This window comes from Shewanella sp. UCD-KL21 (assembly GCF_001957135.1).
Taxonomy (GTDB): Bacteria; Pseudomonadota; Gammaproteobacteria; order Enterobacterales; family Shewanellaceae; genus Shewanella.
On the sequence record NZ_MPHK01000014.1, the window covers coordinates 82,585 to 99,595 of the forward strand.

Sequence of the window (17,011 nt, forward strand, 5' to 3'; positions counted from 1 at the left end):
TATACACCTTTCCTTAGATAGTAACCTTAATCCGTTTGGTGACGTTTACCCTGTTTATTCTTCATTGGGTCGCCGTCATAACCTAATGCTTTCCAGTCCATGCGCTGGCCTTTGTTATGACAATCGCTGCATTGTAGGGCTTGCTCTTTAGGTGAAACCATGTGATTGATACGCCACCACATTTCAGTTTCAACAAAGCCATGCTTGCCGCTATAACTGAGGCCTTTGTCTATCATGGTGCTATTAGCTTCCATGCCAAGTTTTGATGCTAAGTCCCAATCAAACTTGTCCCAGTAACCACCTTTACCAAACACTTTAGGGGTAATTAAAATATTCAATTTGCTGTCGAATATCTGTTTACCAGTATGGACCTTGAACGGATAGATTTTGGCTTTGCTGTCATTGATATCACCCAAAGGATAAGTGAGTTTTATCACCTCAGCCGGGTCAATTTTATCACCCGCCATATAGGCATCAGCTTTACCGTTAAACCAAGCATATTGCGGTGGCACCATTTTTTGCCATTCAAAACTCCCTTTCTTATTCATAAAGGTTTTTTTGCCGTTTTTGTCTTTGGTTTCAGTTAACTCTTGCCCTGCTGTTGACCAGTCCCAGCGCATTTTTGTTGGCTCATTACGAGCAAAAAATGGGATGTGACAGGTTTGACAGGCCACTGCAGCGGTATGAGTATTAAGCTTTTTATTGTCATGGGGCGCACTGTCATGGCAGTTTTCACAACCAATGGGGTTTTCGCCCCCCGGTGACACGCCCATGGCATTACCAGAGATTTGATGACTTGCTGTGGTATGACAGGTTTGGCATTGGAAGTCATTGCCGTCAGTGTCCATATGCACATCGGTGTCTTTTTCAGGGTATGACATGGAAGAGTCTAAATCCCCATGTTTCACCGCATCACCGCCGCCACCGTAAAAATGGCAAGTACCGCAGTTATCTCGCACCGGTTGGCCAACATTTTGTGCCACTCGCTCAAGATTCACTTTCGCCATCGCTTCACCCGCACCTGCTGGCTCTTTGATATAAGTTCCTGTGGTGTCATGGCACACTAAACAATCCACTTTAGTCATATCGGTAAAATCAAAGCTGTTGTCTTTCCAGCCATAACCCGCATGACAACTGGTGCAGCGCGGCTCGTTACCACTGATAGAGACGCAAAAATTATTGATACTATTTTTTTTACCGCGCTTTACTGTGCGGCCAGGTAATTCTTGCTCTAACTCCCAAGTCCAATGGGAAGACTTCATAAACTCTTTGGCATGATCTTCATGGCACTCGATGCATTGCTTGGTGACGTCCGAGCCTTGGGTAAACGGCCCCTCAATCACCTCTTTATGATCAAATTCTGCATAGGCCATTTGACTGCAAAAGGCTAATGCGACAACTAATTTCATGGTTTTCATATAGCACTCCTAGCCCCTGCCACGCAGGGGCACCATGTTTAGAAATTAACCGTTAATGATGCATTTACATCATAAGCAGTATCAACAACAGGCAACATTGAATAGGCAGTGCCTGCAATCACATCATCAATTTTTTGCGGTGCGCCCACTGGAGTGCCGCTACCTGTGTATTCATAGTCGTAATACAGGCCTGCGACTTTGATGAACATTTTAGGATTGATATCAAAGATGTAATAGGCTTCAGCAACATGGCCGCGAGTGGCTAACTTACTGCCAACGGGGTCATCTTGGGCTTGGGTGAACGGCGTCCAGTATTCAGAGCCATAGTTATATTCAAGGCCAAATTTACCCATTGGAGCAGGCATTTGGAAACCAACATAAATACCATAACCGTCTTTTGTTGAGGCATCGTCAGCAACCGTTGGCATCATGATAATTTCAGTGCCAGTGCTATTTAGCTGCGCTTCAAAAACCGCATCAGATAACATGCCACCAAACATACCGCTGTTGCCATTTGGCTCTGCGCGCGTCCAGCCTAATGAGGCAAAGGCTTTAAAGTCTTCATCACTTTCATAGGCATAACCCAAACCACCTAAGTACATATCACCAATCACGCCACTGGGTTGTACACGGGTGACAAAGTTAAAGTTGTCGAACTTTTGCAGATCTTGATACATGGTTGGCGCAAATATACCGGCCAACTGGGTTGGAAATGCCATGGTGCCTTTAAAGCCGTCATTAACATCTTTGGCGCCAAATAAGGTTACCTGTAAGAAATGGTTACCATCGTTAATAGCATCAATATTAAAGCCACCTAAATGGGTATCTTTGGTAACGATATCGCCAAACATTTCGCCATTGCCCCACTGAGACTCAAACCCTTGGCCGTAGCAAAAACGCACCACTTGGCCATCAATGCCAGTGATTTCACCCAGTTTGTAACCTAAGGTGGCGCCGTCAAAGTTAAAATTAACTAAATGACCAGATGGGGTGCCGCCACGCATTTCGTTTTCACGGTAATGACTTGGTGGGCCGTAAGTTGATGGACGACGACCAATTGACAGGTAAGTTTGGCTGCCGCCGATATTACGCCAGTCAAAATAAGCTCGTTCCACTCTGAGCCAATCACCACTGGTGTTGCCGCTACTGGTGCCATCCATAGTGAATGAACGCCATGAATCAAACACTTGCGTGCCCGTTGAATCGCCCCAGTTTTTATACATAGATAAACGACCTGCAAAGCTGACGTTATCCCACACTTTAGCTTTCATATTTAAGCGTAAGCGGGTGGTATAAAATAAGTCATTGTCGATGTCTTGGGTGGTTTTTGGCGCTAACACATAAGGCATCACCCCTTGTAGCTGACCACTTTGAAACGCTTGAGCTAAAGCAGGGTTAGCCGCCATCATTTGCCCAAGTGGTGAGTCAGCGCTAGTGGGATCGCCAAATGCACCAGACATGGCTTTGGCAGCAAAGTCTGAAAAATTAACATTAATGGCAGGATTCCAAGTGACATCTTGGTAATGCAATGAATGCACTTTAGTTCTAAAGTCACCGGTGATGGTTAATCTATCTAAGGCGCTGTGGCGCTCAGTTTTATCCACTCGAGAGTTAAGATCATCAAGCTCTTCGGTGATTTCGATTAATTGCTGTTTTAGCTCTGCCATTTTTTGAGCATCATCATTGGCTGATGACGGTGCTGCGGCCATGGCCGCGCCACTAAACGCTAATGCATTGGCAACGAGTATTGATATTAAGGTACGCATAATTTGGCTTCCTTTTATTTTGCCTAAATCATGCAAATACATAGATTTAGGCTAAATTTTGGCTGCAGAAATCCCTGAGCGCTAAACTCATTTTTTCTGCTTTTTATCTGGATTAACTGATGGTGTCGCTGACTTATTCTGACTTTTGCATTAAGTCTAAGCCGCCATCAGGACGCACGTTTTTCGCTAGCCGCAGGTTTGTGGTTGATCAGAGTCCGCTGCGTGGTCATATAAAAACTGCTGAATATCTTTAAGATCTTTTTCTGATATGGCTTTGAATACTTCAGGCTTAGCCTTATGTTGGTCACGCTTGAAAAATCTGTCCCACTGGCTCATGGTTTTTGCCATTGGGGTTAACTCTGGGCCTTCAGTGCCGACACTATGGCAAGCTTTACATTGTTTTTTATACAAATGCTTACCCTTTTTAGGGTTGCCGCCATCAGCTGCAAAACTGCCGCCAATCATGCACATTGCCACTAAGGCTACTGTCATCGCTATTTTTTTGTTCATCATCACTACCTCATCAATTTTTCTTTATTTTTATCAATCAAGACAAACTAAATCTTTAATGCCTTGTTAAAGATGTTACTCAAAATAGGTAGACATTAATTTGACCTTGATCATATTCATGAGATAAATCTAATTGATAAAAAAATAATTGAAAGAAATCTAATTGAATAGGTACTAATAACCTTGCTGTTTATGCTTTTTAAGTATTAGTCAGCGCTGAAAAACTTAGCTAGGGAGTAAAATGAATCACACTGTGAAATAAAAGGACGTAAGCTATAGCATTAAAATCAGCCACAAAAAAGTCGCCCTAAGGCGACTTCTTTAGCATATTAGTTACAGCAAGGTTAATCGTCGCTAAGTTCGCTCACGGGTAACCAATTCACTTTAACGCCCGCTTGTAAAAACATATCTTGGCTAATTTTAATTTTATCGCCCCAACGAGACAAAAAATCTGTGCTTTGCTCAGGGCAAAACACCCCGGTGATCCCGGTTTGGATAATCTTGGCAGCACAGTTAGGGCAAGGAAAATGGGTCACCCAAATATCACAACCATCTAAATCTCGCTTAGCAAACAAAATGGCGTTTTCTTCCGCATGCAGGGTTTTAAGTAGCTTCATATCACGGTCATCGGTTTCGGCACTGTCAGAAATACCATGGGGATAACCATTAAAGCCAACAGACACTATACGGTTATGCTTGGTGATCACCGCGCCCACTTGGGTAGAGGGATCTTTACTCCAAGAGCCTACCAGTTCTGCCATTTGGAAAAATCGTTTTGCCCATTTTGAGATCATAGTAATAGCCTTTTAAGGTGATGATGTTTTTAGCTAAGTAACTGAATTCATCATACCTAATGTTGTTAACATTCTCACCTTTTCTACAGTAAGATTGTTGAATATTGGCTGTTTTCATCTGCGTAGCTGGCATAAATATAAATACTGCCGACTGATTTGTGAGTTACTGCGCCACAAGTTGTTATTTGGACTAGCCAATAGCCCCAATAAAGCTTAGGATCTTCAGCAGGCAAACTTAAGGATTGGAGTACATATTCATTATGGGTATTAGAGCGATTATCGTAGATACAGCGGGCACCACCACTGATCTAGACTTTATTCAAGATGTACTATTTCCTTATTCAAAAAAGGCTATGGGTGATTTTCTTGCGCAAAATCAACATAACCCGCTAGTTGAATACTGTATCAGTGATGTACGCGACTTAGCGTTAGAAGCGGATGCGTCAATTGAACGCGTTACTGAAATCCTATCTCAATGGATTGATGAAGACCGCAAAGCCACGCCATTAAAAACCTTACAAGGGTTAATTTGGAAGCAAGGTTATGCCGCTAACGAGTTTACTGGTCATATCTATCCAGATTTTATTGATGCCATGCCAGGCTTAGAAGCGAGCAATATTCGCCTTTATAGCTTTTCGTCAGGCTCTGCTGAAGCGCAAAAACTATTATTCAGCCACAGTGATGCGGGTGATTTAACCCCTAAATTTAGTGGCCATTTTGATACCCGTACCGGTAACAAATTAGATAAGCAGGCTTACTGCAATATCTTAAATACCATCAGCTTGAGCCCTAAGCAGGTATTATTTATCTCTGACGTGGTAGAAGAACTAAAAGCCGCTGAAGCTGCAGGTTTACATACCCGCCATATGGTGCGTTTTGAAAACCAAAAAACCGCTAAGTTTGCGCAAATCAAAAGCTTTGCTGAGTTAACCATTGATTAATCATGATTAACTGCCATAAAAAACGACCTTGATGGTCGTTTTTTTGTGGCTTTTTTACAAAACAAGCTATTTAAAACCAGCCTTCAAGTTTGCAAAAACTACTTATTGCGCCGAATAATAAGCCGCAGGGAATGCAGGAGAGATACACTGCTTAACTGTAAATGTGTAGCCGTATTTGCCTTTGTCTTTATCAGCGCTAATCTCTAAAATTTCATAATCATTAAGCTCAACCACTTTACTGTCTTTAATGTGCTCACAACGAGAAAATTGGTCTGCTTCAAAATAATATACAAAGCCTGCAACCATGCTTCTGACCAATACTCGATACGCTTCACGCACTAAGTCATAACGGCGCTCAGTACTGTCATCGCTAAGGTTAATATTAAATGCATCAGCGTCCTCAAAGTCATCGGTTGCTTCTCCGCTAATATCTTCAATCAGCTGCTTAGTCTTTTCTGCTTCAGTTTCTTCAAAGCCAGCTTGTTCAGGTGCTGATTGTTCAGAGGTAGGCTTTGCTATATCCGCAGTAACATCCGCTGACGCTAAATTGCCTTGGTAAATTTCAGCGATAGAATTACCGGTCATATCTTTAACCAGTTGTTCAAACTCTTGGGGGATTTTCTCTTCAGCGATCGGCTTTGCAGGAGTAGGCTCTGGCGTTATAGGCTCTGGCGCTTTAACAACATTTTTTCCCTGAATACTGGCTTCTTCTTTTAATAAGCTCGCCATTCTGGCCTTAGGGTCAATGCTATCAAAACTGTGTTCAAAATCTCCCAGCAGTAAGATATTGGTTAGCACGATATAAGCGAGGATCACCCGTAACAAAATAGTCCGTTTACGGTAATGCTTGCTGTTGGTAAAGCTAATCGCTTTCACGCCAATCAATTTAAAAAATGGTCGAAATACAAAATACAGTGGGATCGCAAACTGAAGCAGCATTAACGCTATGCCACTGATCACCACAAACCACACTGGCATATACAGCAGCACCACTAAATTGTGGGTATAAGCTAAGTGCTGCGCCGAAATACCGGTGACTTCATTTACTACGGTCCCAGCCCACACCAGAGAAAAGTTCGCTATCACCGCATAAAACAATAATAAAAAGGCTTTGCCGGCCAAACTATGCCAGGTTTTAGTAAACAGTGGCCAAAACTCGACCATCATTGCGATCATGGCAATGATAGCCACTAAGGTGAAACCATCAAAAACCAGCATAAGCAAGAAGGCAATAAAGTATAACTTTTGCGCCACGGTGAGCTTGCCGATAACGGTTTTAAAGTAGGTGACAATCGCGCTTGGCAAGGCGCGCCAACTATTTATGGGTTCGCTGATCAGCTGCTGCAAGCGAGCATAGTTTAAGGATTTCAATTTCTGCGCATTCCCTAGCAATGACATCATTAATAATCATCAAAGCATATTGGCAAATCGATAGCAAAGAATTAGCCGAGGTTGTTGAATTAAGGGGTGACTGATATGCTGCACAAAATTCAAACGAACGTTTACATTAAGTGGTGTTATGGAACAGTTTATCGCGCAAAACTCAATTATTACTGAAATCCCGGTGGCATGGGGAGAAATGGATGCATTAAATCACGTCAATAATGCAGTGTATTTTCGCTATTTTGAGACGGCAAGAATTGATTTTTTCAGTCAAATAAACATGATGGAAGAATTGAAAAAAACCTCAGTGGGCCCAGTACTTAGTGAAACTCAGGCGAAATTTAAACGCCCTGTGACCTTTCCTGACACTTTGCTCGTTGGCATCACGATCAGCGATATTAAACAAGACCGCTTTATAATGCATTACCGTATTTTTAGTAAAGCCCAACAAGCCATTACCACCACGGGCACGGCTAAAGTGGTGATGTTTAACTTTAAAACAGGCCAAAAAGCCACTCTAACCGCTGAATTATTAGCAGCATTAGAGCTGCATGGCGAGTAGCTTAATGTGGTATTTGGGCTAGATTATTTAACTGGGCCAGTTAGCTGCGCTAATTGGCTTTTTACCGCATCAGTTATCGGCTTACTCTTTTCTGCTTGATAATCGTAATGCACCATAGTGGTTTTAGCTTCTGCTGTTTGGCGGCCATTTTGCCAACAGCTTTGGGCTATTTCAAAACTGCTATTACCCACTCGGCTCACGTAGGTTTTTAGCGTTACTTCAGCGCCATAAAAAGTCGGAGCGTTAAAAGCAATGGTGAAGCCTGCGATAATCATGTTCCACTTCGATAAATCTTGGCCGGGATTCACAATCTCAAAAATCGGCTCACGCGCCGCTTCAAACCACACAGGGATCACTGTGTTATTGATATGGCCTAAGGCATCGGTTTCGCAAAAACGCGGGCTAAGATTCAGGCTAAATTGAGTTTCTGACATAGGTAAGTCCTTTTATTATTATAGTTTTTAAGCTGTTACAACCAGCGGATTTAAATTCGGCAGCCGATAGCTTAAGCGACCTTTGTGTTTGAGTCACCTATAAATAATGGCCACAAAAAAGGGAGCTATCAGCTCCCTTTTGAAATAAATGTAAACCAGTAACTTAATTCGTACTGCCGTACTGAGTTAATCTGTACTAGCGAGCGTACATCGCATTAATTTCACGGTCATATTTAGTATAAATATTCTTACGACGCAGTTTCATGGTTGGGGTGATTAACCCTGACTCAGTCGAGAATGCTTCCGGTAGTAAGGTGAATTTTTTGATTTTTTCAAACCCTGCTAACTCATGTTGTAGCTCTTTTAAGCGTTGCTCAAAGTGCTCAATCACATGTGAGTGGCGCAGTAATTCCAGCGGCGACTCGTAACTAATGCCTTTCTCTTTTGCCCACGCATCTAACGACTCAAATGCAGGTACGATCAAAGCAGAAACATAGTTGCGCGCATCGGCGACAATAGCCACTTGCTCGATGAACGGACAACAGCTGACCTTACCTTCAACCCGTTGCGGCGCAATATACTTACCGTTTGAGGTTTTCATTAACTCTTTAATGCGATCGGTAATATATAAGTTACCTTCAGCATCTAACATGCCAGCGTCACCGGTTTTTAACCAACCATCTTCAAAAGCTTCTGCGGTATCTTGTGGGCGATTATAATAACCACGCATAACGGTTTCACCGCGAATCAAAATTTCGTTGTTGTCGCCGATTTTCACTTCCATGGCGTGTAATGGCTTGCCGTTTGAACCCGAAACGCGGTTATCTAAGGTGTTACAGGTTACTGTAGCGCAGGTTTCTGTCATGCCGTAGCCACATAAAATCGGCACGCCAATACTATGGAAAAAGCCGCCAACATTAACATCTAACGCTGCGCCGCCCACTGGCATAAACTTAAGACGACCGCCTAATACATTTTGCAACTTGCTAAAGACTAACTTGTTAGCCAATTTCCACTGCGTAGATAAAGCAAAACTTGCACGTTTACGACCTTGGCCCACTTCAAACTGACGTGCACCCACACCGATTGCCCAGTTAAACAATTTTTGACGAATGACTGGCGCGCTATTCACCTTGTCATGGACTGCGCTATACACTTTTTCTAAAAAGCGTGGCACCACACATAAAGTATGCGGCCTAACCGCGGCAATGGCTTCTTTAACGCGATTGGTGTCATTTAGATATACATTATGACCACCGCGGCAAAGTACGTAGAAAGTCCAACCGCGCTCAAATACATGGCTTAATGGTAAAAAGGCTAACGACACGTCACCTGATTTAAAGGCGATTTCGGCATCGTGTTGCTCAACCATAGAAGCGATATTACGGTAATCCAGCATCACGCCTTTAGGGTCACCCGTGGTACCTGAGGTATAAATCAGCGTCAGTAAATCATCAAGGCTAGTCTGCGATAAACGCAGGCTTAATTCCGCTTCACTTGCTGGGGTTGCCTCAGACATTAATAAGTCATCAAAATGAAAATGCTCATCTGATGCTAATTTGACTTTGCTATCGAACACAATCACGTGCTCAACACTTGGGCATTGGGCTTGAATTTTACGGGCGCTGGCATATTGGCTTTCATCACCGGCGAAAATGACTTTGGCGCGAGCATCGTTAACGATAAACACCGCTTGTTCCATGGTACTTGTTGGGTATACAGGCACCACAACAGTACGGGCTTTTAATGCGCCGATATCAGCACAGCTCCACTGGGGGCTGTTTTGCGCCACAATGACAACTTTGTCCTGGGCTTTTAGTCCAAAGTCGATCAACACTTGTGCGACTTTGTTGGTAATAGTATCAAACTGGCTCCAAGAAACTTTGTTCCATGGAGCGGCCATCTCAAATCCTTCGAGGGCGATTTTATCTTTTAATGCTTGGCTTTGCTGCTGTAGCAGTCTTACTAAGTGAAATTTTTCAAGAGACATTACTAACCACCTTTAAGCTTACAAGTGTTCCGCTTTTGCGGGCATTCTACTGCAAGCCATCAGGAATAATAAGCGTTTTTAGCCTAAATTAAGCGCAACTCACATTTTTAGGCTGATTATTACATTCGTGTAACAAGGTTTTTCCATAACTTGGCTTTACTGATAACCGGTAAAATAGCCATTAACACCAGTAATACTATGTCACTGTAAAGCTATGTCGCAGTAAACTATGTCACTGCAATACTATGTCGCTGCAATACTGTGTCTCTGCAGAGCCTGCTGTGGTAACTGCACCAAAGAGATTGCTAACCGCAGCGCTTGAAAGAAAATGATGACCACACACAAGCTGAATTGCCGCACCGAGCGACTCATAGTGCCCACTGCTAGCGCTATTACCGATTAAAAGCAGCTGCCAACAAACAAAGTCGCCTCATTATTCGCATTATAGTCATTAACAAGCACTGCCGAGGCTTACAAAATGGAGCTATTAAATTCTGTTTAGCGCTTAAATTTACCAATACAAATACACTTTCGCTAACTAGACAACACTGAACACGTGTCCAATAAATTAATAAGCACACCAGCAAAGACGCAGTGCTGATTAACCCATAATGCTCAAATAATCTTGATTGACAGCTTCATAGTGAGCTTATAAATAAGTACACTCTAAGTTATTGACTGCAATGTTATTTAGAATCAATTTAAGAATTTACAACATGGCTGCTATTTATAATAGTGCCAGTCAAAGCGACCCGTTAGAGGTTTTCTGCATTTACTAGCTGAAAATTATCATTTGCTTACCGGCGGTCGCACTTAAGTAAGCAGACATGAGTGACCATAATCATCATGAAATACAAAAAGGAAAGGTGTCATGAACATCAACCAACTAATGTCACAAGGAGAGTCAGACATGGTTAACCAACCCATAAAGACGAGTAGCAAAAAGCGCTCGTCCTTATTACTTTCGGCGCTAAGCCTCACGATTGGCCTAACTTTAAGTCACTCAGCGATAGCCGACGACAGTCAAAACCAAGTTGCTGCAACCAATAGCCCTATTTTATCAAGCTGCTACCTCGATGGTTTATCAGAGCAAATGCAATGTGGCTCACTTGAGCTTGCTGAAAACCCAGCCAAACCTGATGGCAAAACCATCTCGGTTCATTACGCAGTATTGCCAGCCATTAAGCCCAGCTTTAAAAAACAAGCCATGCTCGCCATTGCAGGCGGCCCTGGTCAGTCAGCCATTGAAAATGCCGCAGGCTTTGATCGCATGTTAGCTAAAGTGCGCCAAGATAGAGATATATTACTGATAGATCAGCGCGGCACGGGCCAATCAAACCTGCTGGCTTGTGATGATGACAATATGTCGGCGCTAACGTTTAATGATGACGATATTGATATCGCCAAAGACACCCAAGAATGCCTTGATAACCTTGATGCCGATGTCAGCCAATATGGCAGCTTAACTGCACTAACCGATTTTGAAGCCGTGCGTCAGCATTTAGGTTATGAAAAACTGCACCTTTATGGCGTATCTTACGGCACCCGTATGGCGCAGCTTTATATGCGTGAATACCCGCAAGCCATAGCCACAGTAACCTTAGATGGCGTAGTGCCAATGCAGCAAAGTGTTATCGCCATTGGCAGCGCCATTGACCGTGGCTATGATTTATTATTTCAAGATTGCCAGCAAAACAGCCAATGTCAGCAGCAGTTCCCTGAGTTAAAGCAAGAGTTTGAAACAGTAGACTCAGCCCTAGCTAAAGCGCCTATCATTACCCAAACCCGCGATCCGCAAACCGATGAGCTTGCCAGCTTTACCCTCACACGTGGTAAATATAATGGCGCCATCAGAATGGCATTATATATGCCCAATATTCGCGCCTTAATCCCCCATGCTATTCATCAAGCAGCGTTAGGTAACTACCAACCAATCCTTGGTATTTACACCCTGACAACTGATAGCACTGGTATTGCATTAGGTATGCACGCTTCAGTCGTGTGTGGTGAAGATATCCACCGCATTACCGATGATATGCGCCAGCAAGCTAAAGGCTCATATATGGCTCAAACCATGCTCGAAGGCTTAGAAGCGACCTGTAGTGTGTGGAATATGCCACAAGTGAATGACAGCTTTAGTGACGCCATTGAAAGTGATATTCCAACGCTTTTACTATCAGGTGAGTTAGACCCCGCAACGCCGCCAAGCTGGGGCGATATGGCCACTGAAAAACTTACTAATGCCAAGCATTTTACTTCTTTGTATGCGACCCACGGCGTGGCCTATCAAAGCTGTGGTAATGAGTTAATCGCCGATTTAGTCAAGTCAGGTTCAATTGACGATATCGATGCAGAGTGCCTTGAACAAGACACCCGCCGCAGCTTTTACCTCAATGCCAATACTGTTGAAACCATTCCAGCAGGGGAAGAATAATCATGATTACCGTATCTAATCTCTCGAAAAAAATTGGTGACGTACAAGCGCTAGACAACTTAAGTTTCAGTGCCCATGACGGCCATATTACTGGCCTACTTGGCCCCAATGGCGCAGGCAAAACCACCTGTTTACGCACAGTGTTTGGCTTATTGGCCGCTGATGAAGGCCATGCTGAAATCGATGGTATTGATGTGGCCAAAGAACCCACTAAAGCCAAAGCACAGCTAGGTTTATTCCCTGATCCATTTGGCCTTTATGAGCGTTTATCGCCAAGAGAATACATCAGCTATTTTGCTCAGCTAAGTGGCATGTCAAAAGCCGATGCTAAACAAGCGACAGCCAACGTCATTGCCCAGCTTAAATTAGATGATATTGCCGATCGACGCTGTAAGGGGTTTTCCCAAGGCCAGCGGATGAAAACGGCCTTAGCTCAAGCGATTGTCCACCAGCCAACCAATATTATTTTGGATGAGCCAACCCGTGGTTTAGATGTTATGAGTACCCGCTTACTACGTGACATTCTGATCGAGCTCAAAAAAGCCGGCCACTGTGTTTTGTTCTCAAGCCATGTGATGCAAGAAGTCGCTGCGCTGTGCGATCAAGTAATTGTAATGGCCAATGGTAAGGTTGTTGCCACTGGTAGCCCCGCCGAGTTATGCCAGCAAACCGGTGAAGACTCATTAGAAGAAGCCTTTATAAAACTGATTGGAACTGACGAAGGGATCGCAGCCTAATGAAAACGATTTTAACTCTAATTCAAACAGCAAATAACCCCGCATTGATCAATCTTGATTACAATACTGACAAAGGAATGCCAGCCTAATGAAAACCATATTAGCCATGGTTCAAAAAGAACTCATTGATGCAATGCGCGACAAACGCTCGGTGATGGCGGGATTATATTACGCCATTGGTACACCTATTTTAATGTGCGGCATGTTTATGGTGCTTATTGGTCAGCTTTCAAGCCCTGAAGATCTCAATATTAAAATCAGCAATGCTGACAATGCCCCTGACTTAGTACGCTTTTTAAATAATCGCGGTATTACCCATACTGATGATAACGACACCAAAGACATTGAGTTAATCATCAGTGCTGACTACGCCGTACAAATGGCGGCAGCGAAACCTGCTGAAGTCACTCTGATTGCTGATAACTCCAATGAAAAACTGCAAAAATCTATTCGCCGAGTAGAAATGCAATTACAAGCCTACAGCGGTGAAATGGGCAGCTTACGCTTAATTGCTCGCGGCATTAATCCTGCTGTAGTGCAGCCGATTAAAGTAATTGTGGAAGATCAAGCAACAGCTGACTCAAAAGGTGGCTTTATTCTCGGTATCGCGATTTTCACCATGATTTATTCGGTGTTTATCTCAGGAATGAACCTTGCTATTGATACTAGCGCGGGGGAGCGTGAACGTAACTCGCTGGCATTACTGTTAAGCCACCCGATTAGTACCCGTCAGCTAGTGTTAGGCAAAATTATCGCAGTGACTTGCTTTGCCTTGCTGGGGTTAATCTTGATTTTACTGGTCTCTAAATTCGCTTATACCTTTGTGCCTTGGCAGCAACTGGGCTTTAGCGTCACGATTTCGCCTGACTTTATGGCACTGATGTTATTTATTGGCATTCCGTTAGCGATTATGGCGGCGACCCTGCAGCTGTTCGTGTCATTTATGGCGAAGAGTTTTAAAGAGGCGCAGTCCTATCTGACTATGGTGTTATTTGTACCGCTGGCCTTATCCATGGCCGCCAGTTACAACATAGCCCCAGACATGCTGGAGTGGTTGCCAGTATCAGGTCAGCAACAAGCATTAATGGCGTTTATTAAAGGCCGTGAAGTGCCCATGTTGCAGCTGTTAGTTTCATCTGCGGCCACCATAGTGATTTCAATCGCTTTGGCGCTGGGGTTAGAGAAGCTACTTAAAAGTGAAAAAGTGGTCTTTGGCTTGTAATGCCAGTTAATTAATCATTTGAACATGACTGGCTCAAGTAACATCGAGCCAGTCAATAAAGTTTAACGATCAAGGGGGATGACTCAAAAACAAGCGATGAGCTGAAGCCGTAAATTAATCAGCTGTAATTGTCATAAACGCCATCATGAATAACCTCATTTGCGTTACCAGCGGATATTGATATTAAATTTTTGCCTATATGCCCTAGGGCTTAAGCTGGTGAGTTGAATAAACAGTTTTCTAAATGAGCTAACATCCTCATAGCCGACCCGCTGAACAATGTGCTCAATAGCAAGATCGGTGGTTTCCAGTAAACGTTTCGCCTCATCCACCCGCAATCGCTGCATATAACTGGCAGGGGTTTCATTGACCGCTTTTTTAAAGCGTCTAATTAAAGTGCGTTTACCCACGGCAAATTTATCGGCAATGTCATCCAATGACCAATGCTGACTCAAATCCAACTGCATCCATAACTGCACCTTGTGGATCAACTCATCATTATGTTGCTCAGGATTAATCGACATGGTCATAAAAGGCTGTTGAGAGCGATTGGGATCAATCAATAAAATCTTCGACATCTGTTGCGCCAGCTCCTCGCCAGCCAGCATTGAGACCAAATGCAGCGCCAAACTTAAATTTGAGGTGGTCGCCCCTGCAGTGTGAAACTGACCGTCAGACACAATGAATGTATCCATACTCAAATCAACTTCTTTAAAGTTGCGCTCAAACATTTCCCTTAGCCACCACACCGTCGTGGCACGCCTTTGGTTAAGTAGTCCCGATGCCGCTAGCAATAGTGTCCCAGAACAATACGCCGCTAAGGGTTTTTCACTTTCCACAAAGGTGGCTAGCGGCGCAAACAATGGCTCAAAATCGGTTAACAGCGCTTGAAACTCCTGCCGATTGGTCACAAAAGAGGCTGCCAAAATAACCGCATCAGCTTGCAAAATATCTTCAGGGTGCTCAAAACCTTTGGCTGGAATTTCGAACCCTTGGGTGGTTTTAACGTTTTCGCCATCACTGGAAATGACCTGACAATGGAATAAATCTTCAGTCACCTCGGCATGCATCCGCCGCCAATAACTATTACAGAAACTGAACACATCGAGAAAACTGACTAAACCACCTGCCACAACATTACCCGCAGCAAGAATGTAAATCCTTTTCATGATAAACCCCAAACAATGTCACTATCGACCCTGATTTTGTCAATAATGACACTTACTAATAGATTGTCTAGTTTTTATACTTATAGAGTTAAGTTTAAAGCTGGTCATTGAGGAGCTAAGCCAGTAACAACTTAGTGAATGAAATACCCAGTAAGGAAACTACAATGAAAAAATACATACCACATATCGCACTCAGCATTGGCTATTTATTAATAAGCTGGGGATTACTATTTTGGCTAAACTTTAGTACTCAACCCGATATATTTGCCCACTTTGTTGCCATACCAAGTTTGGTGCTATTTACCGGTTACAGCGCCAATTTAATCCTCAGAAAAGGGGCTTAAATGCTAGATTACAAACATAAAAACCAGCCGAGGCTGGTTTTTATTCATCGCTAAAACAAACTTTTCAACGCATTATTTTGCTTTTGGTCTAAATGGCTTGATGACTGACTCATCACACTCTAAAAAAGGGCCATCCATCAAATCAATACAGTAAGGGATCGCTGGGAATACCGCATCTAAACACTCACGAATAGACTTAGGCTTGCCAGGTAAGTTAACGATTAACGAATCACCACGTAAACCCGCTGTTTGGCGTGATAAAATCGCGGTTGGCACAAACTTTAATGATTCTGCGCGCATCAGTTCACCAAAACCGGGCATCATTCTATCGCACACAGCTTCAGTTGCTTCAGGGGTAACATCACGTTTAGCAGGGCCAGTACCGCCCGTTGTGACAATGAGGCTACAGTTTTGCACATCAGCCATCTCAATCAATGTGGCTTCAATCACATCAGTCTCATCAGGGATAACTTTATAAACAGGTTCCCATTCAGAGGTTAAGTACTCATTTAGTACATCAATGATGGCCTTACCTGATAAATCTTCGTACACACCTGCGCTGGCACGATCACTTACTGTAACAATACCGATTTTAGCTTTAGTCATGACTGGGTCCTTAAACTTGATCACATAAACAATAACGACTTAGATGAGGCTAAAATAACATAATTTATTAGCCATAGCGGAGAGATTGATCAACAGATAACGCAACTATATTTAAATGCGACTGGCAAACCAATAGCGCGGCTTCCAATAAACGTTATCCATACTGGAAATTATCACCCCTTTTTTACTCGATACGTGTAAAAAGCGATTACCAGACAAATACACACCGACATGGCGACCTGAACCCGTGGTTTTAAAAAACACTAAATCCCCGCTTTGTAGTTCACTACGATTAATGCGCTGACCCAGCGTGGTTTGCCCTTTTACAGTACGAGGTAAACTGGGCCCTACCAAATCTTGCTAAGCAACATAAACAAGTCCAGAACAATCCAGCCCCGACTTTGACAGCCCACCCAAACGATAAGGCGTACCCTGCCACTGACGATGAAATTGTAATAGCCGCACTTCATTCCACAGCTTAGAATCAGTCATGGTGCTATAGCCACCAACAGCATTACCATTGCTAGCAACTTGCTCAATACGAGCAGAACAACCACTCATAATCAGCCCAACTAATGCTATGGCGCATATTTTGTACAAAAGCCTCCCCTTATGATTTATACAACGCCTATCTGCCACTATCTAGATCTGCCATCGATGCATTGAAGGGTTATTTGGCTATCGAAAAAAGTGTCATTCAT

Annotated in this window: 17 protein-coding genes; 6 read left to right on the plus strand and 11 right to left on the minus strand. The window is 43.3% G+C overall.

Annotation, left to right across the window (positions count from 1 at the left end):
• Positions 1-26 precede the first annotated feature (26 nt).
• The 4 genes from BM739_RS13430 to BM739_RS13445 all read right to left on the minus strand — a co-directional run bounded on the left by BM739_RS13430 (position 27) and on the right by BM739_RS13445 (position 4,488).
• Positions 27-1,418, minus strand: a complete 1,392-nt coding sequence (locus BM739_RS13430; protein WP_076541442.1) for a tetrathionate reductase family octaheme c-type cytochrome — start codon at positions 1,416-1,418, stop codon at positions 27-29.
• A gap of 38 nt (positions 1,419-1,456) precedes the next feature.
• Positions 1,457-3,184 carry a DUF3373 domain-containing protein gene (locus tag BM739_RS13435; protein ID WP_076541444.1) on the minus strand — a complete coding sequence of 576 codons (1,728 nt, stop codon included), beginning with the start codon at positions 3,182-3,184 and terminating at the stop codon, positions 1,457-1,459.
• A 186-nt stretch (positions 3,185-3,370) separates the two neighbouring features.
• Positions 3,371-3,697 carry a c-type cytochrome gene (locus BM739_RS13440; RefSeq protein ID WP_076541447.1) on the minus strand — a complete coding sequence of 109 codons (327 nt, stop codon included), beginning with the start codon at positions 3,695-3,697 and terminating at the stop codon, positions 3,371-3,373.
• Positions 3,698-4,038: 341 nt separating this feature from the next.
• Positions 4,039-4,488, minus strand: coding sequence for a dCMP deaminase family protein (locus tag BM739_RS13445; protein ID WP_076541449.1), 450 nt, complete (start codon positions 4,486-4,488; stop codon positions 4,039-4,041).
• A gap of 260 nt (positions 4,489-4,748) precedes the next feature.
• Between BM739_RS13445 and mtnC the strand changes: the two genes are divergently transcribed.
• Positions 4,749-5,429 (plus strand): acireductone synthase, encoded by a 681-nt coding sequence (gene mtnC / locus BM739_RS13450; RefSeq protein WP_076541452.1) that lies wholly within the window; start codon positions 4,749-4,751, stop codon positions 5,427-5,429.
• Between the two features lie 102 nt (positions 5,430-5,531).
• Here the strand turns inward: mtnC and BM739_RS13455 are convergent, their stop codons facing one another.
• Entirely contained in the window at positions 5,532-6,800 is a 1,269-nt protein-coding gene (locus BM739_RS13455; protein WP_139326889.1) for a hypothetical protein, read from the minus strand.
• Positions 6,801-6,948: 148 nt separating this feature from the next.
• On the opposite strand from BM739_RS13455, the gene BM739_RS13460 reads away from it, so the two are divergent.
• Positions 6,949-7,374: a thioesterase family protein gene (locus BM739_RS13460; protein ID WP_076541457.1), complete on the plus strand. Its 426-nt coding sequence runs from the start codon at positions 6,949-6,951 to the stop codon at positions 7,372-7,374.
• A 23-nt stretch (positions 7,375-7,397) separates the two neighbouring features.
• On the opposite strand, the gene BM739_RS13465 is transcribed toward BM739_RS13460, so the two are convergent.
• Both BM739_RS13465 and BM739_RS13470 read right to left on the minus strand, forming a co-directional pair.
• A complete protein-coding gene (locus BM739_RS13465; protein ID WP_076541460.1) occupies positions 7,398-7,808 on the minus strand; it encodes a thioesterase family protein in 411 nt (136 codons plus the stop codon).
• A 196-nt stretch (positions 7,809-8,004) separates the two neighbouring features.
• The gene (locus tag BM739_RS13470; RefSeq protein ID WP_076541462.1) at positions 8,005-9,798 is read right to left on the minus strand and encodes a long-chain fatty acid--CoA ligase; all 1,794 of its coding nucleotides are present in this window, start codon (positions 9,796-9,798) and stop codon (positions 8,005-8,007) included.
• Positions 9,799-10,708: 910 nt separating this feature from the next.
• Between BM739_RS13470 and BM739_RS13475 the strand changes: the two genes are divergently transcribed.
• From BM739_RS13475 to BM739_RS13485, 3 genes are all read left to right on the plus strand, one after another.
• Positions 10,709-12,232, plus strand: a complete 1,524-nt coding sequence (locus tag BM739_RS13475) for an alpha/beta hydrolase (RefSeq protein WP_076541518.1) — start codon at positions 10,709-10,711, stop codon at positions 12,230-12,232.
• 2 nt (positions 12,233-12,234) lie between these two features.
• Positions 12,235-12,969, plus strand: a complete 735-nt coding sequence (locus BM739_RS13480) for an ATP-binding cassette domain-containing protein (RefSeq protein ID WP_076541465.1) — start codon at positions 12,235-12,237, stop codon at positions 12,967-12,969.
• An 88-nt stretch (positions 12,970-13,057) separates the two neighbouring features.
• Positions 13,058-14,191 (plus strand): ABC transporter permease, encoded by a 1,134-nt coding sequence (locus BM739_RS13485; RefSeq protein WP_076541467.1) that lies wholly within the window; start codon positions 13,058-13,060, stop codon positions 14,189-14,191.
• Positions 14,192-14,355: 164 nt separating this feature from the next.
• On the opposite strand, the gene BM739_RS13490 is transcribed toward BM739_RS13485, so the two are convergent.
• On the minus strand, positions 14,356-15,360 hold the full coding sequence (locus tag BM739_RS13490) for a GlxA family transcriptional regulator (protein WP_076541469.1): 1,005 nt from the start codon (positions 15,358-15,360) through the stop codon (positions 14,356-14,358).
• 164 nt (positions 15,361-15,524) lie between these two features.
• On the opposite strand from BM739_RS13490, the gene BM739_RS13495 reads away from it, so the two are divergent.
• Positions 15,525-15,704 (plus strand): hypothetical protein, encoded by a 180-nt coding sequence (locus BM739_RS13495; protein WP_076541471.1) that lies wholly within the window; start codon positions 15,525-15,527, stop codon positions 15,702-15,704.
• A 72-nt stretch (positions 15,705-15,776) separates the two neighbouring features.
• Here the strand turns inward: BM739_RS13495 and mog are convergent, their stop codons facing one another.
• The 3 genes from mog to BM739_RS20730 form a co-directional block, all read right to left on the minus strand.
• Positions 15,777-16,310 (minus strand): molybdopterin adenylyltransferase, encoded by a 534-nt coding sequence (gene mog, locus BM739_RS13500; protein ID WP_076541473.1) that lies wholly within the window; start codon positions 16,308-16,310, stop codon positions 15,777-15,779.
• Between the two features lie 111 nt (positions 16,311-16,421).
• Positions 16,422-16,664 (minus strand): C40 family peptidase, encoded by a 243-nt coding sequence (locus BM739_RS20725; protein WP_368483158.1) that lies wholly within the window; start codon positions 16,662-16,664, stop codon positions 16,422-16,424.
• Positions 16,665-16,670: 6 nt separating this feature from the next.
• Entirely contained in the window at positions 16,671-16,910 is a 240-nt protein-coding gene (locus tag BM739_RS20730; protein ID WP_368483159.1) for an NlpC/P60 family protein, read from the minus strand.
• Positions 16,911-17,011 lie beyond the last annotated feature (101 nt).